The 25,764-nt window shown below is 65.2% G+C and carries 21 protein-coding genes; 12 read left to right on the top strand and 9 right to left on the bottom strand.

Annotation, left to right across the window (positions count from 1 at the left end; all coding sequences use genetic code 11):
* Positions 1-2 precede the first annotated feature (2 nt).
* From XH98_RS17980 to XH98_RS17960, 5 genes are all read left to right on the top strand, one after another.
* On the top strand, positions 3-2,960 hold the full coding sequence (locus tag XH98_RS17980) for a 2-oxoglutarate dehydrogenase E1 component (protein ID WP_057740750.1): 2,958 nt from the start codon (positions 3-5) through the stop codon (positions 2,958-2,960).
* Positions 2,961-3,140: 180 nt separating this feature from the next.
* Positions 3,141-4,385: a 2-oxoglutarate dehydrogenase complex dihydrolipoyllysine-residue succinyltransferase gene (gene odhB / locus XH98_RS17975; RefSeq protein WP_057740752.1), complete on the top strand. Its 1,245-nt coding sequence runs from the start codon at positions 3,141-3,143 to the stop codon at positions 4,383-4,385.
* Between the two features lie 55 nt (positions 4,386-4,440).
* Entirely contained in the window at positions 4,441-5,202 is a 762-nt protein-coding gene (locus XH98_RS17970; RefSeq protein ID WP_442868607.1) for an SDR family oxidoreductase, read from the top strand.
* Positions 5,203-5,259: 57 nt separating this feature from the next.
* Positions 5,260-6,660 carry a dihydrolipoyl dehydrogenase gene (gene lpdA / locus XH98_RS17965; RefSeq protein WP_271619447.1) on the top strand — a complete coding sequence of 467 codons (1,401 nt, stop codon included), beginning with the start codon at positions 5,260-5,262 and terminating at the stop codon, positions 6,658-6,660.
* 34 nt (positions 6,661-6,694) lie between these two features.
* Complete coding sequence (locus XH98_RS17960; RefSeq protein ID WP_271619446.1) at positions 6,695-7,225, top strand: hypothetical protein; 531 nt, start codon at positions 6,695-6,697, stop codon at positions 7,223-7,225.
* Between the two features lie 143 nt (positions 7,226-7,368).
* On the opposite strand, the gene XH98_RS17955 is transcribed toward XH98_RS17960, so the two are convergent.
* The gene (locus XH98_RS17955) at positions 7,369-7,962 is read right to left on the bottom strand and encodes a DUF4337 domain-containing protein (protein ID WP_271599608.1); all 594 of its coding nucleotides are present in this window, start codon (positions 7,960-7,962) and stop codon (positions 7,369-7,371) included.
* Positions 7,963-8,062: 100 nt separating this feature from the next.
* Positions 8,063-9,028, bottom strand: a complete 966-nt coding sequence (locus XH98_RS17950; protein WP_271599609.1) for a tyrosine recombinase XerC — start codon at positions 9,026-9,028, stop codon at positions 8,063-8,065.
* Between the two features lie 123 nt (positions 9,029-9,151).
* Here XH98_RS17950 and XH98_RS17945 point away from each other — a divergent pair, with 123 nt between their 5' ends.
* A complete protein-coding gene (locus tag XH98_RS17945) occupies positions 9,152-11,362 on the top strand; it encodes a primosomal protein N' (RefSeq protein WP_271619445.1) in 2,211 nt (736 codons plus the stop codon).
* A 254-nt stretch (positions 11,363-11,616) separates the two neighbouring features.
* On the opposite strand, the gene XH98_RS17940 is transcribed toward XH98_RS17945, so the two are convergent.
* Positions 11,617-12,123, bottom strand: a complete 507-nt coding sequence (locus tag XH98_RS17940; RefSeq protein WP_271599611.1) for a septal ring lytic transglycosylase RlpA family protein — start codon at positions 12,121-12,123, stop codon at positions 11,617-11,619.
* 650 nt (positions 12,124-12,773) lie between these two features.
* On the opposite strand from XH98_RS17940, the gene XH98_RS17935 reads away from it, so the two are divergent.
* The 6 genes from XH98_RS17935 (at position 12,774) to XH98_RS17910 (ending at position 19,859) form a co-directional block, all read left to right on the top strand.
* Complete coding sequence (locus tag XH98_RS17935; RefSeq protein WP_271599612.1) at positions 12,774-13,334, top strand: F0F1 ATP synthase subunit delta; 561 nt, start codon at positions 12,774-12,776, stop codon at positions 13,332-13,334.
* Positions 13,334-14,863, top strand: coding sequence for a F0F1 ATP synthase subunit alpha (atpA, locus tag XH98_RS17930; RefSeq protein WP_271599613.1), 1,530 nt, complete (start codon positions 13,334-13,336; stop codon positions 14,861-14,863). Before XH98_RS17935 ends, atpA begins: the two co-directional genes overlap by 1 nt.
* 146 nt (positions 14,864-15,009) lie before the next feature.
* On the top strand, positions 15,010-15,882 hold the full coding sequence (locus XH98_RS17925) for a F0F1 ATP synthase subunit gamma (protein ID WP_271599614.1): 873 nt from the start codon (positions 15,010-15,012) through the stop codon (positions 15,880-15,882).
* Positions 15,883-15,965: 83 nt separating this feature from the next.
* A complete protein-coding gene (atpD, locus tag XH98_RS17920) occupies positions 15,966-17,399 on the top strand; it encodes a F0F1 ATP synthase subunit beta (protein WP_057740772.1) in 1,434 nt (477 codons plus the stop codon).
* A gap of 140 nt (positions 17,400-17,539) precedes the next feature.
* A complete protein-coding gene (locus tag XH98_RS17915) occupies positions 17,540-17,947 on the top strand; it encodes a F0F1 ATP synthase subunit epsilon (protein WP_271599615.1) in 408 nt (135 codons plus the stop codon).
* Between the two features lie 238 nt (positions 17,948-18,185).
* Positions 18,186-19,859, top strand: coding sequence for an adenylate/guanylate cyclase domain-containing protein (locus XH98_RS17910; RefSeq protein ID WP_271619444.1), 1,674 nt, complete (start codon positions 18,186-18,188; stop codon positions 19,857-19,859).
* 10 nt (positions 19,860-19,869) lie between these two features.
* On the opposite strand, the gene XH98_RS17905 is transcribed toward XH98_RS17910, so the two are convergent.
* From XH98_RS17905 to rlmH, 6 genes are all read right to left on the bottom strand, one after another.
* A complete protein-coding gene (locus XH98_RS17905; protein ID WP_271619443.1) occupies positions 19,870-20,370 on the bottom strand; it encodes an RNA pyrophosphohydrolase in 501 nt (166 codons plus the stop codon).
* A 106-nt stretch (positions 20,371-20,476) separates the two neighbouring features.
* Complete coding sequence (locus tag XH98_RS17900; protein ID WP_271619442.1) at positions 20,477-20,980, bottom strand: RNA pyrophosphohydrolase; 504 nt, start codon at positions 20,978-20,980, stop codon at positions 20,477-20,479.
* Between the two features lie 66 nt (positions 20,981-21,046).
* Positions 21,047-22,264, bottom strand: a complete 1,218-nt coding sequence (locus XH98_RS17895; protein WP_271599618.1) for a divergent polysaccharide deacetylase family protein — start codon at positions 22,262-22,264, stop codon at positions 21,047-21,049.
* A 169-nt stretch (positions 22,265-22,433) separates the two neighbouring features.
* Entirely contained in the window at positions 22,434-23,795 is a 1,362-nt protein-coding gene (locus tag XH98_RS17890; protein WP_057740782.1) for a S41 family peptidase, read from the bottom strand.
* Entirely contained in the window at positions 23,792-25,192 is a 1,401-nt protein-coding gene (locus XH98_RS17885; protein WP_271619441.1) for a murein hydrolase activator EnvC family protein, read from the bottom strand. The genes XH98_RS17890 and XH98_RS17885 overlap by 4 nt, the downstream gene beginning before the upstream one ends.
* 31 nt (positions 25,193-25,223) lie before the next feature.
* Positions 25,224-25,706 (bottom strand): 23S rRNA (pseudouridine(1915)-N(3))-methyltransferase RlmH, encoded by a 483-nt coding sequence (gene rlmH, locus XH98_RS17880; protein ID WP_271599620.1) that lies wholly within the window; start codon positions 25,704-25,706, stop codon positions 25,224-25,226.
* Positions 25,707-25,764 lie beyond the last annotated feature (58 nt).

Here is a 25,764-nt window from a genome sequence, read left to right as displayed (position 1 = left end):
GTATGTCTCGCCAGGACGCGAACGCAGCCTTTGCCCTGTCATCATTTTTGCAGGGCACCAACGCCACCTACATCGACGAAATCTACGCCCGCTACGAGAAGGACCCGTCCTCGGTCGACGCCGAATGGCAGGAGTTCTTCAAGAGCCTCAACGACCAGCCGGCTGACGTCCTCAAGAACGCCGAAGGCCCGTCCTGGGAGCGCGACAACTGGCCGCTGACCCCCAAGGACGACCTGACCTCCGCGCTCGACGGCAACTGGGCCGAAGTCGAGAAGGCGGTCGGCAGCAAGATCGCCGCCAAGGCGCAAGCCAAGGGCGCCGACATCTCCTCCGCCGACCTGCTCCAGGCCACCCGCGACTCCGTCCGCGCGCTGATGCTGATCCGCTCCTACCGCATGCGCGGTCACTTCCACGCCAAGCTCGATCCGCTCGGCATCGAAGCCCAGCGCAACCGCGAAGAGCTCGACCCCCGCACCTATGGCTTCACCGAAGCCGATTTCGACCGCAAGATCTTCCTCGATCACGTGCTCGGCCTCGAATATGGCACCTTGCGCGAGATCACCGCGATCTGCGAGCGCACCTACTGCCAGACGCTCGGCGTCGAGTTCATGCATATCAGCAATGCCGCGCAGAAGGCGTGGATCCAGGAGCGCATCGAGGGGCCCGACAAGGAAATCTCCTTCACGCGCGAAGGCCGTAGAGCCATCCTCACCAAGCTGGTCGAAGCCGAAGGCTTCGAAAAGTTCTGCGACACCAAGTTCACCGGCACCAAGCGCTTCGGCCTCGACGGCGGTGAAGCGCTGATCCCCGCGCTCGAGCAGATCATCAAGCGCGGCGGCAATCTCGGCGTGAAGGAAATCGTGCTCGGCATGCCGCATCGCGGCCGCCTCAACGTGCTGACCCAGGTGTTGGGCAAGGCCCATCGCGCCCTATTCCACGAGTTCAAGGGCGGTTCGGCCAATCCCGACGCGGTCGAAGGCTCCGGCGACGTCAAGTACCATCTCGGCGCCTCCTCGGACCGCGAGTTCGACGGCAACCGCATCCATCTGTCGCTGACCGCCAACCCCTCGCATCTCGAAATCGTCGATCCCGTCGTGCTCGGCAAGGTGCGTGCGAAGCAGGACCAGCACGGCGATCCGCCGGACCAGCGCATCTCGGTGATGCCGCTGCTCATGCATGGCGACGCGGCGTTCGCGGGCCAGGGCGTGGTGGCGGAATGCTTCGGCCTGTCGGACCTGAAGGGCTACCGCACCGGCGGCTCCGTGCACTTCATCGTCAACAACCAGATCGGCTTCACCACCTATCCGCGTTATTCTCGTTCGTCGCCTTACCCGTCGGACGTCGCGAAGATGATCGACGCGCCGATTTTCCATGTGAACGGCGACGATCCGGAGGCCGTGGTGTTCGCGGCCAAGGTCGCGACCGAGTTCCGGCAGAAATTCCACAAGCCGGTCGTGATCGACATGTGGTGCTATCGCCGCTACGGGCACAACGAGGGCGACGAGCCGGCGTTCACCCAGCCGGTCATGTACAAGCGGATCGCGGCGCATCCGTCGACGCTGTCGCTCTATGCCAAGCGCCTGATCGCCGAGGGCGTGGTCACCGAGGGCGAGGTCGACAAGCTGAAGGCCGACTGGCGCGCGCGGCTCGATGCCGAGTTCGAGGCCGGCACCTCCTACAAGCCGAACAAGGCCGACTGGCTCGATGGCAAATGGGCCGGCTTCAAGATCGCCGACCAGGAAGAGGATGCGCGGCGCGGCGTCACCGGCGTCGACATCGCGACGCTGAAGGATATCGGCCGCAAGATCACCAAGGTGCCGGACGGCTTCCGCGTTCACCGCACCATCCAGCGTTTCCTCGATAATCGTGCCAAGGCGATCGACAGCGGCAACGGCATCGACTGGGCGACCGGCGAGGCGCTCGCGTTCTGCTCGCTGCTTTCCGAAAACCACCACGTCCGCCTCTCCGGACAGGATTCGGAGCGCGGCACCTTCTCGCAGCGCCATTCGGTCCTGATCGACCAGGAGGACGAAAGCCGCTACACGCCGTTCAACCATCTCGGCAACGAGCAGGGCCATTACGAGGTCATCAACTCGCTGCTGTCGGAAGAAGCCGTGCTCGGCTTCGAATACGGCTATTCGCTCGCCGAGCCGAACACGCTGACCCTCTGGGAAGCCCAGTTCGGCGACTTCGCCAACGGTGCGCAGGTCGTGTTCGACCAGTTCATCTCCTCGGGCGAGCGCAAATGGCTGCGTATGTCCGGCCTCGTCTGCCTGTTGCCGCACGGCTATGAGGGCCAGGGACCGGAGCATTCCTCGGCGCGCCTCGAGCGTTACCTGCAGATGTGCGCGGAAGACAACATGCAGGTGGTCTATCCGACCACGCCCGCGAACTACTTCCACGTGCTGCGCCGTCAGCTGCATCGCGAGATCCGCAAGCCGCTGATCATGATGACGCCGAAGTCGCTGCTGCGTCACAAGCGAGCGGTCTCGCGTCTCGAGGAGCTGGCGAAGGGAACGACCTTCCACCGCATTCTCTACGATGACGCCCAGATGCTGCCGAACGAGCCGATCAAGCTCGTTCCGGACGAGAAGATCCGCCGCATCGTGCTGTGCTCGGGCAAGGTCTATTACGACCTCTACGAGGAGCGCGAGAAGCGTGGCATCGACGACATCTACCTGATGCGCGTCGAGCAGCTCTACCCGGTGCCGCTGAAGGCGCTGGTGGCCGAGCTGTCCCGCTTCAAGAAGGCGGAAGTGATCTGGTGCCAGGAAGAGCCGCGCAACATGGGCGCCTGGCACTTCATCGAGCCCTATCTGGAATGGGTGCTGAACCAGGTGAACGGTGCGAGCCGGCGTCCGCGTTATGTCGGCCGCGCCGCTTCCGCCGCGACCGCCACTGGTCTGATGTCCAAGCATCAGGCGCAGTTGAAGGCGTTCCTGGACGAAGCATTGAGCTGAGAAGTTTTTTTAAGACTGTCATTGCCCGCGAAGGCGGGCAATCCAGTACGCCGTGAACTTCGTGATCAGCACGAACGTCGCGGAGGACTGGATGCCCCGCTCCCCGTGCGCAATCGCGCACTAGGCGGGGCATGACGTATGAATTCCTGTCCGCGACTGCGATCCCTTAAGGAAAAGACCATGACTGAAATTCGTGTGCCGACGCTCGGCGAATCCGTCACCGAGGCCACCATCGGCCGCTGGTTCAAGAAGGCCGGCGACCCGGTCGCCGTCGACGAGCCCTTGGTGGAGCTCGAGACCGACAAGGTCACCATCGAGGTCCCGGCGCCCTCGGCCGGCACGCTGAGCGAGATCATCGCCGCCGATGGCGCGACCGTCGCAGTCGGTGCGCTGCTCGGCCAGATCACCGATGGCGCCGGTGCTGCCAAGTCCGCCGCCGCACCCGCCAAGCCTGCTGCAGCTGCTCCGGCGCCTGCCGCTGCCGCTCCGGTTGCCGCCGCTGCGCCAAAAGCACCGCCGGCCGATGCGCCGCTCGCTCCGTCCGTACGCAAGATTTCGGCCGAGAGCGGCATCGATGCTTCGACCGTTCCGGGCTCCGGCAAGGACGGCCGCGTCACCAAGGGCGACATGCTCGCTGCGATCGAGCGTGCGGCCTCCGCGCCGACCCCGGTGAACCAGCCCGCCGCCGCCGTGCAGGTCCGCGCGCCGTCGCCTGCCGATGACGCGGCGCGCGAAGAGCGCGTCAAGATGACCCGCCTGCGCCAGACCATCGCGCGCCGCCTCAAGGACGTGCAGAACACCGCGGCCATGCTGACGACCTTCAACGAGGTCGACATGACCAACGTGATGGCGCTGCGTGCGCATTACAAGGATGCGTTCGAGAAGAAGCACGGCTCCAAGCTCGGCTTCATGGGCTTCTTCACCAAGGCCGTCGTGCAGGCGCTGAAGGACGTCCCGGCCGTCAACGCCGAGATCGACGGCACCGATCTGATCTACAAGAATTACTATCACATCGGCGTCGCCGTCGGCACGGACAAGGGTCTCGTCGTGCCCGTCGTGCGCGACTGCGATCAAAAATCGATCGCCGACATCGAGAAGGCCATCGCCGATTTCGGTCGCCGCGCTCGTGACGGCCAGCTCAAGATCGACGAGATGCAGGGCGGCACCTTCACCATCACCAACGGCGGCATCTACGGCTCGCTGATGTCGACGCCGATCCTGAACGCGCCGCAGTCCGGCATCCTCGGCATGCACAAGATCCAGGATCGCCCGGTGGTCGTCGGCGGCAAGATCGAGGTCCGCCCGATGATGTATCTGGCGCTGTCCTACGACCACCGCGTCATCGACGGCAAGGAAGCCGTCACCTTCCTGGTTCGCGTCAAGGAGAGCCTGGAAGATCCGGCACGCCTGGTGCTCGATCTCTGATCCCCGATGCTTTGAAGACGCCGTCGCCTGCATGGGCGACGGCGTTTGTCGAATGATGGAGGCGGACGTGACCGATAAAGTCGTTGTCATCACCGGCGGCAGCCGCGGCATTGGTCGCGCCACCGCGCTTGCGGCGGCCGCGCGCGGCTATCGCGTCGTGGTCGGCTATGCCAGCAACAAGAAGGCCGCCGACGAGGCGGTAGCTACCATCGAGGCCAGCAACGGCAAGGCGATCGCGGTGAAGTGCGACGTTGCCGAGGAACGCGACATCGTCGACCTGTTCAAGCAGGCCGACAAGTTCGGCACGCTTGGCGCGCTCGTCAACAATGGCGGCATTGTCGGCCAGAGCGGGGTGCGCGTCGACGAGATGACGGCCGAGCGCATCCAGCGCGTGCTGGCGGTCAACGTCACCGGCTCCATCCTCTGCGCGCGCGAGGCCGTCAAACGCATGTCGACCAAGCATGGCGGCAAGGGCGGCGTCATCGTCAATCTGTCGTCGGTCGCCGCCAAGCTCGGCGCGCCCAACACCTATGTCGATTATGCCGCGTCCAAGGGCGCGGTCGATTCCTTCACCATCGGCCTCGGCTATGAGGTCGCTAGCGAAGGCATTCGCGTTGCCGCGATCCGCCCCGGCCTGATCGACACCGAAATTCACGCCTCCGGCGGCGAGCCCGACCGGCATCATCGCCTGGCCCATATGGTGCCGATGAAGCGCGTCGGCACTGCGGACGAAATCGCCAATGCCATCGTCTGGCTGCTGTCGGACGATGCCTCCTACGTCACCTCAGCCATTCTCGATGTGTCCGGCGGACGCTGACGCGCCGCGCGGACGCTGACACATTCTCATCACGCTAAACTTACGGGACTTTCTCTCATGGCTACCTACGATCTCGTCGTCATCGGCACCGGACCTGGCGGTTATGTCTGCGCGGTGCGCGCCAGCCAGCTCGGCATGAAAGTCGCCGTGGTCGAAAAGAACGCGACGCTGGGCGGCACCTGTCTCAACGTCGGCTGCATGCCCTCGAAGGCGCTGCTGCATGCCTCCGAGATGTTCGAGGAAGCCGGGCACTCCTTCGCCAAGATGGGCGTGTCGGTGTCGTCGCCGAAGCTCGATCTTCCCGCGATGATGAACTTCAAGCAGCAGGGCATCGACGGCAACGTCAAGGGCGTCGAGTTCTTGATGAAGAAGAACAAGGTCGACGTGCTCAAGGGCACCGGCAAGATCCTCGGCACCGGCAAGGTCGAGGTCTCCGCCGACGGCAAGTCGCAGCTGATCGAGACCAGGAACATCGTGATCGCGACCGGCTCGGACATCGCGCGCCTCAAGGGCATCGAGATCGACGAGAAGCGCATCGTCTCGTCCACCGGCGCGCTGTCGCTGGACAAGGTGCCCGGCAAGCTCCTGATCGTCGGCGCCGGCGTGATCGGCCTCGAGCTCGGCTCGGTGTGGAAGCGCTTAGGCGCCGAAGTCGTCGTGGTCGAATTTTTGGATCGCATCCTGCCCGGCATGGACGGTGAGATCGCAAAGCAATTCCAGCGCATCCTCGAGAAGCAGGGATTTGCCTTCAAGCTTGGCGCCAAGGTCACCGCCGTCGACACCTCAGGCAAGGCGCTGAAGGCGACCATCGAGCCCGCCGCCGGCGGTGCCGCCGAGGCGCTGGAAGCCGACGTCGTGCTGGTCTGCATCGGCCGCGTGCCCTACACCGAGGGCCTCGGGCTGAAGGAAGCCGGCGTTGCGCTCGATGCGCGCGGCCGCGTCCAGATCGATCCGCATTTCGCCACCAGCCTGAAGGGCGTCTACGCCATCGGCGACGTCGTCGCCGGTCCCATGCTCGCCCACAAGGCCGAGGACGAAGGCGTTGCGGTCGCGGAGATCATCGCCGGCCAGGCCGGCCACGTGAATTACGACGTCATCCCGGGGGTCGTGTATACCACCCCGGAAGTGTCCTCCGTCGGCAAGACCGAGGAAGAGCTCAAGCAGGCCGGCGTCGCCTACACCGTCGGGAAGTTTCCCTTTACCGCCAACGGCCGCTCCAAGGTCAATCAGACAACTGACGGCTTCGTGAAGATTCTCGCAGATGCGAAGACCGACCGCGTGCTCGGCGTGCACATCATCGGCATCGAAGCCGGCGAAATGATCCATGAGGCCTGCGTTCTCATGGAATTTGGCGGCAGTGCGGAGGATCTCGCCCGTACCTGCCACGCGCATCCGACCCGCTCGGAGGCCGTCAAGGAAGCCGCGCTTGCAGTCGGCAAGCGGGCCATCCATATGTAGGTCACGCCCAGGGCCGAATCGGGCGGGACATCACATGCTACGCCGCCTTCTTCAACCGGTCTGGGTCCTGCTTGCGATCATCTTTTTGATCGAAGCCTGGCTGTGGGACCATCTCGAGCCTGTCGTCGCGCGGGTGGTCGCACTGATCCCGCTCGCCCGTGTGAAGGAGTGGCTGGCCGACCGCGTCGATGCACTGTCCCCGGCGATGACGCTGATCGTGTTCGTGGTGCCGATCATCCCGCTGTTTCCGCTCAAGCTGATTGGCCTGTGGCTGCTCACGCATCAATACTGGCTGACCGGCGTCTCCACGTTCCTGTTCGCAAAAATGCTGGGCGTCGGCGTCACCGCCTTCGTATTCGACGTCACGCGCGACAAGCTGCTGGAGATGCACTGGTTCGAGCGGCTCTACGAGCTGGTGCTGCGGCTGCGCGCCAAGGCGACGGAGCTGGTCGAGCCGATCAAGCGGCGCATCCGCGAGCTGGTCAAGGGTAACGGCGAAGGCTGGTCCTCGCGCACCCTCCGTTTGATCCAGCGCTTCCGCAAGAGCGTGCACGAGGCGCGCTGAGCTGCTTGCTACGCACTCAGTGTCATTGCCCGCGAAGGCGGGCAATCCAGTATTCCAGAGACAGCGAGATTAAAACCGACGTGCTGCGGCGTACTGGATGCCCCGGTCAAGCCGGGGCATGACAGCGGTGTGCGTGGCGCCGTCTACCCATGCAGATGCAGCAGATGCGGCGCCCAGGCGCCGAGCATGGTCATGCCGAGGCCAGCGATCGTCAAGAGCCCGGCGATCCAGGCCAGCGGCAGCATGCCGGTGATGATCGTCGCCGAGGCCAGCACGATGCCGATCTGGAACGCGGCCGAGGCCAGCTCGAAATGATGATATTTCGCGGTCGCCTCGTCGCGCTCGTGCTCGGCGTGCTTGGCCTTTTCGGCGAGCTGCTCGGTGCCTTCGCCGGTCTCGGGCTCGGAGCGGTAGCGCGCCGCGGTCTTGGTCCAATCGTCGATCTGCTTCTGCACCGCGGCCTTCATGGCGTCGTCGGTGGTGGCACCCAGCGTCAGCTTGCCCTGCTCGGCGGCGGTCTGCACCACGGTGCGGCGGATGCTCTTGGCCTGGAAGAACGCCCAGAGATTGGAAGCCTCGACGTTCTTGCTGATCGACTCGGTCTGGGCGCCCTTGCCGAGCGTTTCCGAGATCGCCAGGAACAGTGCCAGCACCGCGATCAGCAGGGCGATCTTCTTGTTCTCGCCCGATGCGTGCTCGGCATGCTCGGCGTGCTCCATGCTTTCGTGTGCGCTCATGATCCCTCCTGTCGCGGCTCCGCAACGATTGACCGAACCGCGCGGCTCGCGCAAGAGGCATGCTTGCCAGGAGCGAGCCATGACAGCTTGATGTCAGCAATTATCGGCGCGGATGCGCGCTCGCATAGACTTCCAGCAGCCGCTCGGAATCGATCCCGGTATACACCTGCGTGGTCGACAGCGAGGAATGGCCGAGCAATTCCTGGATGGCGCGTAAGTCCCCGCCGCGCGAGAGCAGATGCGTGGCGAAGGAGTGCCGCAGCGCGTGCGGCGTGGCGCTGTCGGGCAAGCCCAGCGCGCCGCGCAGCCGCTCCATCGCGAGCTGGATGATGCGCGGGCTCAAGGGACCGCCGCGCGCCCCGACGAAGATCGGTCCCTCCTGCGGCAACGCATGCGGGCACATCGCGACATATTCGTCGATGAGCGCCAGCACGTTCTGCAGCACCGGCACCATGCGCGTCTTGTTGCCTTTGCCTGTGACGACCAGAACGTCGCCTTCGCCCACCTTCGGCACCTCGCGGCGCTTCAGCCCCAGCGCCTCGGAGATGCGCAGGCCCGAGCCATAAAGCAGCGCCATCACCGCGGCGTCGCGCACCAGGATCCAGGTCTCACGTTCCTCGCCGGCGCGCTCGTCGGCGTCGGCCAGACGCTTTGCCGATGCCATCGGCAGCGGCTTCGGCAAGGTCTTTGCGACCTTCGGCGCGCGGATCGCGGAGAGCGCGCCGACCTTGCCCTTGCCCTCGCGCTCGAGGAAGCGGCCGAACGAGCGCAGGCCCGCCAGCGCGCGCATCAGTGAACGGCCGGCAATATCATCGGCGCGGCGCATCGCCATGAAGGCGCGCACGTCGGTGGCTTCAAGCGAGGCGAACCGTTCCAGCGTCACGCGCTCGCCCCAATGGCTACACAGGAAATCCAGGCATTGCCTGAGGTCGCGGCCATAGGCTTCCAGCGTCTTCGGCGACAGCCGCCGCTCGGCGCCGAGATGCGACAGCCAGCGCGCCATCTCCTGCGCGATCGAGGGATCGGCGCTGGCGAGCTCGATGTGGGGGGCGGCCGCTTTGCTCATGCGCTCTGGACGTGGTGATTCCGCACAGTATATCGCATCCCACCAGTTTACTGTTCGCTAAGGCGGCTCCACAGCGCTAGCCTGAACGCCCCAAGAGACCCCAAAGGTTCCGATTCTCCGTTCATGGATCACACCTCGCGCAGCACGACCGCCTCCGCCAACGCGACCCGCATGGTCGACGTGCTGGTGCCTGTCGCGCTCGACCAGACCTATTCCTACAAGGTCCCTGTGGGCATGGAGCTGAAGGCCGGCGATCTCGTCGGTGTGCCGCTGGGGCCGCGCGAGGTGCTCGCCGTGGTCTGGGGCGAGAACGCCAATCCCGATCCGCGCCTGCACAATCGCCTCAAGGAGGTCAGCGAGAAGCTCGACGTCCCGCCGCTGAAGGGCGAGCTGCGCGCCGTCGTCGACTGGGTCGCCAATTATACGCTGAGCCCGCGCGGCATGGTGCTGCGGATGTGCCTGCGCATGGGCGAGAACCTCGGCCCCGAACGGGTCCGCGCCGGCGTGCGGCTGACGGGCGATCCCCCGCGGCGGCTGACGCCGGCGCGCTCGCGCGTGATCGAGGTGCTGTCGGACCGGCTGCTGCACGGCAAGTCCGAGGCTGCCAGGGAAGCCGGCGTCTCCGCCGGCGTGATCGACGGCCTCGTCGATGAGGGCACGCTCACGGTCGAGCCGATGCCGCCGCCGCCTCCGCCGCCCGCGCCCGATCCGGAGTTCGGCCGGCCGGATTTCTCGCCGTTGCAGCGCGCCGGCGTCGATGCGATGCGCGCGCTCGCGGCGAACGGCACCTTCCATGTCGCGCTGCTCGACGGCGTCACCGGCTCGGGCAAGACCGAGGTCTATTTCGAGGCCGTGGCGGAAACCATCCGCCGCGGCAAGCAGTCGCTGATCCTGATGCCGGAGATCGCGCTGACCGGCCAGTTCCTCGATCGCTTCGCGCAACGTTTCGGCGTGCGTCCGATCGAATGGCACTCCGAGCTGACGCCGCGCACCCGCGCGCGCAATTGGGCTGCAATCTCCGAAGGAACTGCACCGGTCGTGGTCGGCGCGCGCTCGGCGCTGTTTCTCCCTTACGCCAATCTCGGCCTCATCGTGGTCGATGAGGAGCACGACCAGGCCTACAAGCAGGACGAGGGCGTGCATTATCACGCCCGCGACATGGCGGTGGTGCGCGCGCATATCGCCAAAATCCCGATCGTGCTGGCCTCCGCCACGCCCTCGGTCGAGTCAGAGGTCAATGCACGCAAGAACCGCTATCAGCGCATCGCGCTGCCCTCGCGCTTCGGCGGCCAGCACATGCCTGAAATCGAGGCCATCGACCTGCGCCGTGAGCCGCCCGCGCGCGGCCGCTACATCTCGCCGCGCCTGGCGGGCGAGATCAGAAAAGCCATCGAAAAGCGCGAGCAGGCGCTGCTGTTCCTCAATCGCCGCGGCTATGCGCCGCTGACGCTGTGCCGCGCCTGCGGCCATCGCTTTGCCTGCACCATCTGCGATGCCTGGCTGGTCGATCACCGCTTTCGCCAGCGCCTCGTCTGCCACCATTGCGGCTTCTCGATGCCGCGACCGCCAACCTGTCCGCATTGTGCCGCCGAGGAATCGCTGGTGGCCGTCGGTCCCGGCGTCGAACGCCTGCAGGAGGAGGCGGCGGCGCTGTTCCCGGAAGCGCGCACCATGGTGCTGTCGAGCGATCTCATCACCTCGATCGAGACGATGCGCAGCGAGCTTGCCGAGATCGCGGAAGGCCGCGTCGACATCATCATCGGCACGCAGCTCGTCGCCAAGGGCCACAATTTTCCGCGGCTCAATCTCGTCGGCGTGGTCGATGCGGATCTCGGCCTTTCCAACGGCGATCCGCGTGCGGCAGAGCGCACCTGGCAATTGCTCAACCAGGTGATCGGCCGCGCCGGCCGCGAGCAGGGCCGCGGCGTCGGCTATCTGCAGACCCACCAGCCCGATCACCCCGTCATGAAGGCGCTGATCGCCTGCGACCGCGAGGCCTTCTACGACAGCGAGATCGATCTGCGCGAGAAGACGCTCTATCCGCCGTTCGGGCGCCTTGCCAGCCTGATCATCTCCGCCGGCGATCGTCCGAGCGCCGAGGGCCTCGGCCGCAAGCTCGTTGCACTCGCGCCGCGCGACGAGCGCGTCGTCGTGCTCGGCCCCGCCGAAGCCCCGCTCGCCGTCATCAAGGGCCGCTACCGCTTCCGCATCCTGGTCAAATCGGCCCGCGGCTTCGATCTGTCGGACTATTTGCGCAACTGGCTCGCGGTGTGCCCGAAGCCGACCGGCAACCAGAAGCTCGAGGTGGACGTCGATCCGCAGAGCTTTTTGTAAGGCCAAGCCGCGGCCATATCCTCCGTCGTCATTCCGGGGCGCGCGTAGCGTGAACCCGGAATCCATTCATCCACCAACTCTGTCGCACGATGGATTGCGGGTTCGATGCTGCGCATCGCCCCGGAATGACGGGTCAATATTGGCGACGAAGTCAAACAAAAAGCCCGTGGTCCCCCAAGACCACGGGCTTGTTTCATTCGCGCAGCAAAACTGATGAAAACTGCGCAAGTAGGCCGAAGGCGCTTCTCGCGCCGTTAGGAGACGACTTCCGCGGTGACGCGGCCGACGCCGGCACCGGTGAGGCCGATGGCGCGGGCTGCACCCGTGGAGAGGTCGAGCACGCGGCCGCGCACGAACGGGCCACGGTCATTGATGGTGACGATGACGCTCTGGCCGCCATGGGTCACACGAACCTTGGTGCCGAACGGCAGGGTCCGGTGCGCCGCGGTCATGGCGTTCTGGTTGAAGCGCGCGCCGGAGGCGGTGCGGCTGCCGGACTCGTTGCCGTAATAGGAGGCCATGCCGGAGAAGCTGTGGCCGGTGCCCTGCGACGGCGTCATCGACGCATTGGCGTTGAGCCAACCGGAATTCGCGACGGTGTCAGCCTGGGCCTGGTGGCTGTGGTGGTGAGAACCCCGGTGGTGATGCCTGGATTTGGCGGAAGCTTCGGTGGCAGTCCCACCGACGAAGAGAGTTGCAGCGACGAAAGCAATCGCCGTACGCGGCCGGGTCACAGTTCCCAGCGTCTTCAATGACAGCATTTAATGGTCCCTACGCTAGTAATGCCACATATGTGGCAAGTGGAGCCCCCATCAGTTTGTGAGCGAGTTGGCGTTTCGATTCCCAATGAGGCGTGAATTGGGCAGTAATTCCGATCCGTGTCGTCATGAAATATCTTGTGATCTGAATCGATATTCACCTAAAGTTCCGTAATCTTTCTCTTTAACGATTCATTAACTGATCGATTACTTGCGAATACTGTAAAACGAAGTTTGTTACTCTTCGCATTTAGAATTGGGTAAGTATTCGGCGGGCGGGAACGGCGCGCACCTGAACACGGCTCAGCGATCCGTGTTCATGGCCGCTATGCGCTGACGGCAGGAACAAAAGAGCACGCCGCCGACGAAAGGTTCGCGGCGATTCCGTGGCATGGCAGGTCGTCGCAACGATCGCGGTGAGGTGGGCCGCGACGTGCGACGAACTGGCGACAGAAGGTCGTGCCTTTAATTTGGCGTCATGTTGCACGTGCGCGCCTGCTATGTTAGCAAAGCCGCGATTTTAACGAGCCCGGCACTTCCCGTGCTGGTCGAAAATCGAAGTCCCGCTTGAATTCCAAGGGCTTGGATCGCTAGGCGCCGCTTCGTGGCGACGGTTTTTCCCTTGCGAATTTGACAGCTAAAAGAGCGCGTCTGTGGCTGCAGAAGATACGTCCGTTTCAGGTGTGTCGGGCCGTTATGCAACGGCCTTGTTTGAACTGGCCCGCGACCAGAATGTGGTCGACGAGGTCAAGGCCGATCTCGACAAGTTCGAGGCTCTGCTGAACGAAAGCGCCGATCTGAAGCGCCTCGTCCGCAGCCCGGTCTTTGCGGCCGACGCCCAGTCCAAGGCCCTCTCGGCCGTACTGGACAAGGCCGGCATCGCCGGCATCACCGCCAATTTCCTCAAAGTGCTGACCGCCAACCGCCGCCTGTTCGTGGTGGTTGACGTCATCCGCGCCTATCGCGCCCTCGTCGCCAAGTTCAAGGGCGAGGCGACCGCCGACGTCACGGTTGCGGAGGCGCTGTCGGACAAGAATCTCGACGCTCTCAAGGTTGCCCTGAAGTCGGTGACCGGCAAGGACGTCGCGCTCAACGTGAAGATCGATCCCTCGATCATCGGTGGCCTCGTCGTGAAGCTTGGCAGCCGCATGATCGATAGCTCGCTTCGCACCAAACTCAATTCGATCAAGCACGCGATGAAAGAGGCAGGCTGATGGACATCCGCGCCGCGGAAATTTCCGCGATCCTCAAGGACCAGATCAAGAATTTCGGCCAGGAAGCTGAAGTCTCCGAAGTCGGACAGGTGCTGTCCGTCGGCGACGGTATCGCCCGCGTCTACGGTCTGGACAACGTCCAGGCCGGTGAAATGGTCGAGTTCGAGAACGGCACCCGCGGCATGGCGCTGAACCTCGAAACCGACAACGTCGGCGTCGTTATTTTCGGTGCCGACCGTGAAATCAAGGAAGGCCAGACCGTCAAGCGCACCCGCGCCATCGTGGACGCGCCGGTCGGCAAGGGTCTGCTCGGCCGCGTCGTCGACGCGCTCGGCAACCCGATCGACGGCAAGGGCCCGATCCAGGCCGAGAAGCGCATGCGCGTCGACGTCAAGGCGCCCGGCATCATTCCGCGCAAGTCGGTGAGCGAGCCGATGGCGACCGGCCTCAAGGCGATCGACGCCCTGATCCCGATCGGCCGCGGCCAGCGCGAGCTGATCATCGGCGACCGCCAGACCGGCAAGACCGCGATCGCGCTCGACACCATCCTGAACCAGAAGCCCCTCAACGCGCAGCCCGACGAGAACATCAAGCTGTACTGCGTCTACGTCGCGGTCGGCCAGAAGCGTTCGACCGTCGCGCAGTTCGTGAAGGTGCTGGAAGAGCAGGGCGCGCTCGAATATTCGATCATCGTCGCCGCCACCGCGTCCGATCCGGCGCCGATGCAGTACATCGCGCCCTTCACCGGCTGCACCATGGGCGAGTACTTCCGCGACAACGGCATGCACGCGGTCATCATCTATGACGATCTGTCCAAGCAGGCCGTCGCCTACCGCCAGATGTCGCTGCTGCTGCGCCGCCCGCCGGGCCGCGAAGCCTATCCCGGCGACGTGTTCTATCTGCACTCCCGCCTGCTCGAGCGCGCGGCGAAGCTGAACAAGGACCAGGGCTCGGGCTCGCTGACGGCGCTGCCTGTGATCGAAACCCAGGCCAACGACGTGTCGGCCTACATCCCGACCAACGTCATCTCGATCACCGACGGCCAGATCTTCCTGGAAACCGACCTTTTCTTCCAGGGCATCCGTCCCGCGGTGAACGTCGGTCTGTCGGTGTCGCGCGTCGGTTCGTCGGCGCAGACCAAGGCCACCAAGAAGGTCGCCGGCAAGATCAAGGGCGAGCTGGCGCAGTACCGCGAAATGGCGGCGTTCGCGCAGTTCGGCTCCGACCTCGACGCCTCGACCCAGCGCCTGCTCAACCGCGGTTCGCGCCTCACCGAGCTGCTGAAGCAGCCGCAGTTCTCGCCGCTGAAGATGGAAGAGCAGGTCTGCGTGATCTGGGCCGGCACCAACGGCTATCTCGATCCGCTCCCGCTCAACAAGGTGAAGGCGTTCGAGGACGGCCTGCTCTCGCTGCTGCGCGGCAAGCATGTCGACATTCTCAACGCGATCCGCGACAGCCGCGATCTCTCCGACGACGTTGCCGCGAAGCTGAAGGCTGTGGTCGAAGGCTTCGCGAAGAGCTTCGCGTAATCACGAGCCGTCATGGCCGGTTCGCCGGCCGTGATCGTTTCGCGAAAGGCACAACAACAAGAAGCGTGCCCGGCGCCCGGCCGGGCATCGCGATAGGGACAGGCTAGCGGTCCGACATCGCGTCGAACCGCCGGGGTGAACGAAGAATGGCGTCACTTAAAGACATGCGCGTCCGCATCGCCTCCACCAAGGCGACGCAAAAGATCACCAAGGCCATGCAGATGGTCGCGGCCTCGAAGCTGCGCCGCGCGCAGACCGCCGCGGAAGCTGCGCGTCCCTATGCCGACAAGATGAGCGCGGTGATCGCCAACATCGCCAGCGCTGCCGCGGGCTCGCCCGGCGCCCCCGCGCTGCTGGCCGGAACCGGCCGCGACCAGGTTCATTTGCTGCTGGTCTGCACCGGCGAGCGCGGCCTGTCGGGCGCCTTCAACTCGTCGATCGTGCGCCTCGCCCGCGAGCGCGCGCTGGCCCTGATGAACCAGGGCAAGGAAGTGAAATTCTTCTGCGTCGGCCGCAAGGGTTACGAGCAGCTCCGCCGCCAGTTCGACAAGCAGATCGTCGAGCATCTCGATCTGCGCAGCGTACGCCAGCTCGGCTTCGTCAATGCCGAGGACATCGCCAAGAAGGTGCTGGCGCGTTTCGAGGCCGGCGAGTTCGACGTCTGCACGCTGTTCTACTCGCGCTTCAAGTCGGTGATCGCGCAGATCCCGACCGCCCAGCAGATCATCCCGCTGGTGGTCGAGGAAGGCGCTCCCGCCAGCACGACGTCCTACGAATACGAGCCGGAAGAGGACGAGATTCTCACCCGTCTTCTGCCGCGCAACCTCGCGGTCCAGATCTTCCGCGCGCTGCTCGAGAACAACGCCTCGTTCTACGGCGCGCAGATGAGCGCGATGGACAACGCGACGCGCAACGCCGGTGAGATGATCCGCAAGCAGACGCTGGTCTACAACCGCACGCGTCAGGCGCAGATCACCAAGGAACTGATCGAAATCATCTCGGGCGCCGAGGCCGTCTGATCACGGCGCATCGACACCCATCACACGCAACATCGCGGTCAGGCTGATCGCGGCTTAGAAGTTCGGATCGAAGGAGACATTCAATGGCAGCCCAGGTCGGTCGCGTCACCCAGGTCATCGGCGCCGTCGTCGACGTGCAGTTCGAAGGCCACCTCCCGGCCATTCTCAACTCGCTCGAGACCAAGAACGGCGGCAACCGCCTGGTGCTCGAAGTCGCCCAGCATCTCGGTGAGTCCACCGTCCGTACCATCGCGATGGACACCACCGAAGGTCTGGTCCGCGGTCAGGAAGTCACCGACACCGGCGCTCCGATCCGCGTTCCCGTCGGCGAAGGCACGCTCGGCCGCATCATCAACGTCATCGGCGAGCCGATCGACGAGGCCGGTCCCGTCAAGACCGCAGGCCTGCGCGCGATCCACCAGGAAGCGCCGACCTACACCGACCAGTCCACCGAGGCTGAAATTCTCGTCACCGGCATCAAGGTCGTCGACCTGCTCGCCCCCTATGCCAAGGGCGGCAAGATCGGCCTGTTCGGCGGCGCCGGCGTCGGCAAGACCGTGCTGATTCAGGAGCTGATCAACAACGTCGCGAAGGCGCACGGTGGTTACTCCGTGTTCGCCGGCGTCGGCGAGCGCACCCGTGAAGGCAACGACCTCTATCACGAGTTCATCGAGTCCAAGGTCAACGCCGATCCGAAGAATCCGGATCCGAGCGTGAAGTCGAAATGCGCGCTGGTGTTCGGCCAGATGAACGAGCCCCCGGGCGCCCGCGCCCGCGTCGCGCTCACCGGTCTCACCATCGCGGAAGACTTCCGCGACCAGGGCCAGGATGTGTTGTTCTTCGTCGACAACATCTTCCGCTTCACCCAGGCCGGCTCGGAAGTGTCGGCGCTGCTCGGCCGTATTCCGAGCGCCGTGGGCTATCAACCGACGCTCGCGACCGACATGGGCGCGCTGCAGGAGCGCATCACCACCACGCAGAAGGGCTCGATCACCTCGGTGCAGGCCATCTACGTTCCGGCCGACGACTTGACCGACCCGGCGCCGGCGACCTCGTTCGCGCATCTGGACGCGACCACCACGCTGTCGCGCTCGATCGCCGAAAAGGGCATCTATCCGGCGGTGGACCCGCTCGACTCGACCTCGCGCATGCTCTCCCCGCTGGTCGTCGGCGAGGAGCACTACGCGGTCGCCCGTCAGGTCCAGCAGGTGCTGCAGCGCTACAAGGCGCTGCAGGACATCATCGCCATTCTCGGCATGGACGAGCTTTCGGAAGAGGACAAGCTGACCGTGGCCCGCGCCCGCAAGGTCGAGCGCTTCATGTCGCAGCCGTTCCACGTCGCCGAAATCTTCACCGGCTCGCCGGGCAAGTTCGTCGACCTCGCCGACACCATCAAGGGCTTCAAGGGCCTGGTGGAAGGCAAGTACGATCACCTGCCGGAAGCCGCCTTCTACATGGTCGGCACCATCGAAGAGGCGGTCGAGAAGGGCAAGAAGCTCGCCGCTGAAGCGGCCTAAGCTCTTCACCTCGTCATCGCCGGGCTGAAGCGCGAAGCGCGTCTTCAAACTGAAGTCCCGGCGATCCATCTAAAGAGAATTTTGATGGATGGACCCGCGGGTCGAGCCCGCGGGTGACCAGCAAAGCAAGCGGAAACACCATGGCCACCTTCCACTTCGATCTCGTCTCTCCGGAAAAGCTCGCCTTCTCGGGTGAGGTCGACCAGGTCGACGTCCCCGGCTGGGAAGGCGATTTCGGCGTGCTCGCCGGGCATGCCCCCTTCGTGGCTGCGGTGCGGCCGGGCATCCTGACCATCATCACCGGTGGCCAGAAGCAGAAGGTCATCGTGACCGGCGGCCTTGCGGAAGTTTCCGACGATCGTCTCACCGTGCTTGCCGACGTCGCGACCTCGCTGGACGAGCTCGATCGGGCGCAGTTCGCCGACAAGATCGCGGAAATGCAGGAGAAGCTGTCCGAGCACGAAGGCTCCGAGCTTGATCTCGCGATTGCACGGCTCGACCATTACAAGAGCATCCAGCAGGAGCTCAACACGACCGCGATGCACTGACGCCGGCGTCGCACTCGCGATCGCCGGCGTCGCACTCGCGATCGCCGCCGTCGCACTCGCGATCGCCGCCGTCGCACTTGCGATCGCCCGGGTCGCACTCGCGGTCACGCCGACACTTCAGAATTCCGCAATAAAATCAGCGCTCGCCACAGACCGTGGCGGGCGCTGAAACTTTGTTGCACCGCGCCGGCGATAGCGGCATTCTGCCGCGGCGAAGAGGTTCCAGGGCAGGTCGCAGATGAAGCGCAAGATCGCGGCGATTTTCGCGGCCGATATTGCCGGCTACTCGAGGCTCGTTGCGGAAGACGAGGAAGAGACGCTGCGGCGCCTGGCCTCCTATCGCTCCGTCATCGACGATTTCATCGCAAAGGCGAACGGCCGCATCTTCAACACCGCAGGCGATGCCGTGCTCGCGGAATTCCCGAGCGCGGTCGACGCGGTGCGCTGCGCGATCGACATCCAGGAGTCCTTGCGAACCCGCAACATGGCCTATCCGCCGAGCCGGCAGATGTCGTTTCGCATCGGCATCACCATCGGCGACGTCGTCGAGCGCGACGGCGATCTGCTCGGCGACGGCGTCAACATCGCGGCCAGGCTCGAGGGGCTCGCGGAGGTCGGCGGCATCTGCATCTCGCGCGCCGTGCATGAGCAGGTCGCCAACAAGCTGTCGGTGCAGTTCGCCGATATCGGCGCACAGGAAGTGAAGAACATCCCGACGCCGGTGCACGCCTACATGGTCGCGATGCGGCGCGAGGACGGGACTTACGCAAGACCGCAGCTGAAGAAAACGATCAAGGCTGCGCCGGCGCCGAACTGGATGTGGCCGCTGGTGGTTGGCGTGGTCTCCGTTGTCGCCATCGGCGTCGGCGGCTTCCTCTATTTCACCAAGCTCGAGACGACCAGTCGGGTCACGTCCAGTCCCGCGACGTCCACTGCCGCGGCACCCGCGCCGGGTTCGCTCACTGCGCCGTCACCCAGCCCGACGCCCACGATGGCGGCGAAGGCGCCTTCGCCGGTGCCGACATCGACGCCGACCCAAGCGGCTGCCGCGACACCGACGCCGATGTCGTCACCGCCCGCTGCCTCCACCGGCAAGATCGCGGTGGACGCGGTGCCGTTCATCGGCGAGCGGCAGCGTTCATTTCTCAGCAACGAATATGCGGCGGCCGCGGATTTCAAGGCTTACGCCCTGAACATTGGCGGCTTCTTCGGCTCCGCTCTCAATAGGCCGACCGAGGAGGAGGCGCGCAACGCCGCGCTCGACCAATGCCAGAAGCGGGCGGACGCCGCCCAATCGCAGCGGCGCTGCGAGCTCTATGCCGTCGGCAACAAGGTGGTCTACGGCCATGGGGAGCCGCCGATGCCGCCGAAGCCCTGGTATCGGCACGACGCCATCACCGAGCGCGCGTTCGTGCCGAAAGATTTTCCGATGCTGCGTGATCAGTTCAAGACCCGGCTCGAAAACATCTACATGACGGCGGCGAAATCGCGCACGATAGCGCTCGGTCCCGCCGGACAATATTTCATGGGGCTTGGCGGAACGTCGATCGACGATTCAGCGCGGCGCGCGCTGGAATCCTGCGGCGCGATCGCGGGCTCGGCCTGCATGATCGTGGCGGTCGACGACGTGTTCGTCGTGCCGATCCCGACCCTGCTCAGGGTCACCGGCTTCTTTCACGCCGCGACCAATCCCTCGATCGTGGCCGATGCGCGCGACGAGGTCGTGCGCAAGCTCGGCGACGGCACGGGCTGGAATGCGGTCGCCGTCGGCACCGCCGGCCGCCCCGGTCTCGGCCTGAAAGCCGCCGACGAGCAGACCGCGGTCAACACCGCGCTCGCCGACTGCGCCAGGCACGACAGCGACTGCCACGTCATCGCGATCGGCCCGTTCGCGGTGGGGCCGATGAATTGATGCAGCGAGGCTATTTGGCAAAGGGTGCGAACTGCTCGGCCACCGCCCGGTAGACCTCGCGGCGGAACGGCACCACGAGGTCGGCGACGCGGTCGAGCTGCTCCCACCGCCACGCGTCAAACTCCGCGGGCTGGTCATTGCGCGGCGTCAGCGGGTCGATCTCGTCGTCCCTGCCGGTGAAGCGCAGTGCGAACCACTTCTGGCGCTGGCCGCGAAACCTTGCCAGCCGGTGCGTCTGCGGTCCGTCATAGGGCGGGAATTCGTAACTGACCCAGTCGGTCTCGCCGAGATAGCAGGCGCTGACGACACTGGTCTCCTCCCACAGCTCGCGCATGGCCGCATCGCGCAGGTTCTCGCCCTCGTCGACACCGCCCTGCGGCATCTGCCAGTCGAGCCCGGGCAGGATGATCTCGGGGCCGTCGCCCTTGAAGCGGTGCCCGATCAGCACGCGGCCATCGGCGTTGAACAGCGCGATCCCGACGTTCGGGCGGTAGGGTTTTTCATCGTTCACTTGCGAATATCTCTCGTCGTCATTCCGGGGCGATGCGTAGCATCGAACCCGGAATCTCGAGGTCCCGGGTTCGATGCTGCGCATCGCCCCGGGACGACAATAAGGATCAACCATCCGCCAGCGCGGAAAATTCCTTCACCACGCGCTCATAGACCGGGCGCTTGAACGGGATGATCAGTGAGGGGAGGTTCTTCATCGGCTCCCAGCGCCAGCTGACGAATTCGGCCTTGTGGCCGCCGCCGGGATTGGCGACATTGATCTCGCTGTCCTTGCCGGTGAAGCGCACTGCGAACCATTTTTGGCGTTGGCCGCGGTAGCGGCCCTTCCAGGCGCGCCCTGCGACCGTGCGCGGGATGTCATAGATCAGCCAGTCCGGCACCTCGCCGAGCCGCTCGATCGAGCGCACGCTGGTCTCTTCATAGAGCTCGCGCTTGGCGGCTTCCCAATTGTCCTCGCCAGGATCGACCCCGCCCTGCGGCATCTGCCAGACATGGTTGTCGTCGACATGCTCGATGCCGCCGGCTCTGCGACCAATGAACACCAGGCCTTCCTTGTTGAGCAGCATCACCCCGACGCAGGTTCGGTAGGGCAGATCCTCATAACGCGCCATTCCGCCCAACCTCTCGCGTGCTGCCGGCCGGGCCATCGGGAAGCCCTGCCGTACCAATTCTTTGATTTAGCTGGATTTTGATTTCAGCATCGCGGTTGTCAATGGCACCAATAGAATACCCCGGTCGTTCAATGTCTTGATCCAGGCCCCGATCCGCTCGATCGAGACCGGCAGGGCCGAGGCCGTGCCGATGGCGACGCCGCGCTCCCGCGCCGTCGATTCCAGCTTGTTGAGGGCGCGGTCGATCTCGGTCGGGGTCGGCACCGCGTCGAGCGCGATGTCGCCCCTGCCGAACGGCACCGCGAGGCTCCCGGCCGCCTGTAAGGCGATGCTGCGGGGCGAGGAGCCGTCATCGAAGAAGCCGAGGCCGCGCCTACTGGCCTCGCGAATGATCGGCTGCATCGCCGCGTCCGTCGCGATGAAGCGGGCGCCCATGAAATTGGTGAGGCCGGCATAGCCCTGCATCCGGCTGAGGTGCCAGTACAGGCGGTCGGTGTTCTGGTCTGGAGTCAGCGAGGTCAGCAGCGTCTGCGGGCCGGGATCGTTGTCGGGGAAGTCGTAGGGCTCCATCGGGATCTGAAGGAAGATCTCGTGGCGCTGGGCGCGGGCGCGCTCGGCGAGCTTGCCGGGATCGGACCCATAAGGCGTGAAGGCCAGCGTCACCGCGCCCGGCAGCTTCATGATGGCGTCGGTGGTCTTGGCGGCGCCGACGCCGAGGCCGCCGATCACGATCGCCACCACAGGCATTTTCGCGGCCTTAGCCCGGTCAGCCTCGGCGGCATAGACGTTGAACGGCTTGAGGTCGCCCGAGATGGCGGGGATCATGCCGTAGCGGGACTTCTCCAGCAGCTTTGGATCGCCCCCGTTCATGACGGGCGGGGCTGCGGAAGCCGCCTCGCCTTTGTCGGCAGCCTCGCCCGCGCCGATCACCACGTCATGGCGTGCGCCGGTGGAGCCGTCGATCATGGTGACGGTCTTCTGCTCGCTCGCCTGCTTCGGCGCCTCCTTGGTCTCCTGCTTGCCTTCCTGCTTGATCTCCTGGCCGTGACCGGAGGCGACAGGCTTCTCGTCGGTGGCCTTGGGATCGCGGATCGCGATCCGCATCATCGGCTCGCCGCCGAGCGGGTCCTTGTTGAAGATGGCAAAGCCGGCAAAGGTGACCAGGAACAGGCCGAGCATGACGGCGATCAGTTGCATGGCGGTGAACGGCAGCCGCAGCCGCCGTTTCCGGCGCGGCTTGTCCTGTCCGAGCGGGGCGCTCAGATCATCGGCCGTTTCAGTCATGCGAGATCCCGAATCACTCGACCCGACGATACCACGTCGAGGTCAAGCGGCGGCAGGCCGGGATAGGCCGGGGAGACCAGGAGTTCCCAAGCAAAAAGGGCGGCTTCCTGAAGCCGCCCTTTCGTCAGATCGGATAGGTGTGCCTAGCTCGCCGCCTTGGTTGGCTGCCTTAGTTCGCTGCCTTGGGCTTGTCCGCGGGCGCGGCCTTGTTGTCGCTGCCCGGCGTCGGCGCCGCGGAGGCGCTGTTCTTGATGCCGTGGAGCAAATCGTCGGCCATCTTGAGCGCCTTGTCGTCCTTGGCGTCCGGCGGGACGTAGGATTGCGAACCGGTCTTCTCGTCGCCGTCGTTCTTGAGGTGACCGCGCAGCGAAGCTTCGCCCTTGGTATCGGTGCGCGCCTTCAGCTCATCAGGCACGTCCTGCAGCACTTCGATATCAGGCACGATGCCCTTGGCCTGGATCGACTTGCCCGACGGCGTGTAGTAGCGCGCCGTGGTGAGGCGCAGTGCGCCGTTGCCGCTTCCGAGCGGGATGATGGTCTGCACCGAGCCCTTGCCGAACGAGCGCGTGCCGACGATGGTCGCGCGCTTGTGGTCCTGCAGCGCGCCGGCGACGATCTCCGAAGCCGAGGCCGAACCTCCGTTGACGAGCACGATGACAGGCTTGCCCTTGGTGAGGTCACCCGCGTGCGCGGTGCGGCGCTGGGTCTCCTCGGCATTGCGGCCGCGGGTCGACACGATCTCGCCCTTCTCCAGGAACGAATCGGACACGGTGACGGCTTCCTCGAGCAGGCCGCCCGGATTGTTACGCAGGTCGATGATGTAGCCCTTCAGCTTGTCGCCGATCTGGCTCGAGAGGTTGGCGACCTCCTTCTTCAGGCCTTCGGTGGTCTGTTCGTTGAAGGTGGTGATGCGGATATAGGCGATGTCGTCGGCCTCGACGCGCGCGCGCACCGAGCGGACGCGGATGTTGTCGCGCACCAGGGTGACGTCGATCGGATTGTCCTGGCCCTTGCGGATGATCTTGAGCTTGATCTTGGTGTTGACGGGGCCGCGCATCTTCTCGACCGCCTGGTTCAGGGTCAGGCCCTGCACCGCTTCATCGTCGAGATTGGTGATGATGTCGTTGGCCATGACGCCGGCGCGCGAGGCCGGCGTGTCGTCGATCGGCGAGACCACCTTGATCAGGCCGTCTTCCATCGTGACCTCGATGCCGAGACCGCCGAACTCGCCGCGGGTCTGCACCTGCATGTCGCGGAAGCTCTTGGCGTCCATGTAGCTCGAATGCGGATCGAGGCCCGAGAGCATGCCGCTGATCGCGGATTCGATCAGCTTGGTGTCGTCGGGCTTCTCGACATAGTCGGAGCGCACGCGCTCGAAGACGTCGCCGAACAGGTTGAGCTGGCGATAGGTGTCCGCTGTCGCGGCTCGCGCGCTGGAGCCCATGAACACCGCGCGCGGCTGGGTCACGAACAGCGTCAGCGCCGCACCGGTGGCCGCGCTGAGGAGGATAACTGAAGTCTTGCGCATCATCCGCGAACCTTCTCGCCTTCATTTGCGGCCCACCATGGGCCTGGATCGATTGGAGTGCCGTCTTTGCGGAACTCGACATACAGCACAGGTTGACTCGCGTTGGTGGCGAGAATGGAGGCGACTTGAGATGTCGACCCCATGGTCGCGACCGGCTCCCCCGTGAGCACAAACTGTCCGATGTTTACCGAAATGCGCTCCATCCCGGCGATGAGGACATGATACCCGCCCCCGGCATTGAGGATCAAGAGTTGTCCATAGCTGCGGAACGGGCCGGCATAGACCACCCAGCCGTCGCACGGCGTCGTGACCTGGGAGCCGGGCTTGGTGGCCAGCGAAATGCCCTTCTGGACCCCGCCGACCCCGTCGGAACCGCCAAAGTCCCTGATCTTGTTACCGTTAACCGGCAGCGGCAGGAGCCCCTTGGCCGAGGCAAACAGGATCGCCGGGCTGGTCCGGGAGCGGTCCTTGAAGATGGCCGGGCCCGGTTTGGCATTGGCCGCCGCGTTTGCAGCCGCAGCGTTGGCCTCTTTGGCCTCCTTGGCCTCGGCCTGCCTGGCGGCCTCGGCGGCCTGCTCGGCCGCCTTGGCGGCGCTTTGCAGGTCCTGCTCCATCTTGGCGATCAGCCCCTGGAGATCGCCGACCTGCTTTGACAGCGTGATGGCGCGCGAATTCTCGGCGTCGAGGTCCTTTTCGCGCGAGGCCTGCTGGCGCTGCCGCTCCTCGACCAGGGCGGTGAGCCGGGTCTGGTCGCTGCGGATCCTGTCGCGGTCGGAGGCGAGCTGGTCGCGTTCGCTCGCGATGGTCTTGCGCAAGGCAACAAGCTCGCCGAGCTCGCTTGCGATCGTCTCGGCGCGGCCGCGCAATTCCGGCACGACGGCGCCGAGCAGCATCGCGGTGCGCAGCGATTGCAGCGCATCTTCGGGCCGCACCAGCAGCGCCGGCGGCGTACGCCGTCCGGCGCGCTGCAGGGCCGCCAGCACCTCGACGATGTCGGCGCGACGCGAATCGAGCGAAGCGCGCGCCTGCTGCTCGCGGCCGTTCAGCGTCTTCAGCCGCGCCTCGGCCTCGTCGATCTTGGTCTCGACGGTGCGGACATTGGCGGCGGTGTCGATCAATTGCTGATTGAGCTGGGTGCGGTCCTGGCCGAGCGAGGCGATCTCGGCCTTCAGCTTGGCCTGCGCCTCCTCCGCGCTCTTCTGCCGGGCGCGCGCGGCTTCCAGCTCCTGCTCGCGCTGCTTGATCGCGTCGGGTGAGATCGCCGCGGTCTGCGGCGCCGGTGCGATTGCCTGACCTTGCGCCTGACCTTGCGCCTGAGCTTGCGCGAGGCTTTCTTCAGCGAAGAGGCTTGCGCCGGCGCAGCTCGCCATTAGCAGCAAATTGAGGATCGGCGCTCGCATCTGTTGCGCAAGGTGCTCGTTGTGGCGCGAATCACGCGCGATGATAGGGGTGGCCGGCCAGAATGGTGGCGGCCCGATACAGCTGTTCCAGAAGCATGACGCGGACCATTTGATGCGGCCAGGTCGCAGAGCCGAACGCGATCGTGAGCTTGGCCTTACGGCGCAATTCGGGCGAAAGTCCGTCCGCCCCTCCGATCGCGAAGATAGTATGACCGGCGCCCTCGTCGCGCCAGCGTCCGAGATTCCGTGCGAATACGGTGGAATCGAGGTTTTGGCCGCGCTCGTCCATCGCCACCAGAATCGATTTTTCGGGAATGTGCGCCGATATCGCCGCGGCTTCCTCGGCCATGCGCGTTGCGGTGTCGCGCGCGCGGCTCTCGGGGATTTCGTGGATGGTCAGCTCGCGGAATCCGAGCTTGCGGCCAACCTCGTCGAACCGCTCGAAATAGCGGTCGGCAAGCTCCCGTTCGGGGCCCTGCTTCAGCCGGCCCACCGCAATGACTGCAACACGCATGAGGCTTCAGAGTCGTGTTTTCATGACCGCGCGCATTCCGCGCGCGCACGACGCTAGC

This window comes from Bradyrhizobium sp. CCBAU 51745 (assembly GCF_028128715.1).
Classification (GTDB): Bacteria; Pseudomonadota; Alphaproteobacteria; order Rhizobiales; family Xanthobacteraceae; genus Bradyrhizobium; species Bradyrhizobium manausense.
Note: the sequence above shows the minus strand (reverse complement) of the source record. Positions and strands in the feature narration are given on the sequence as shown.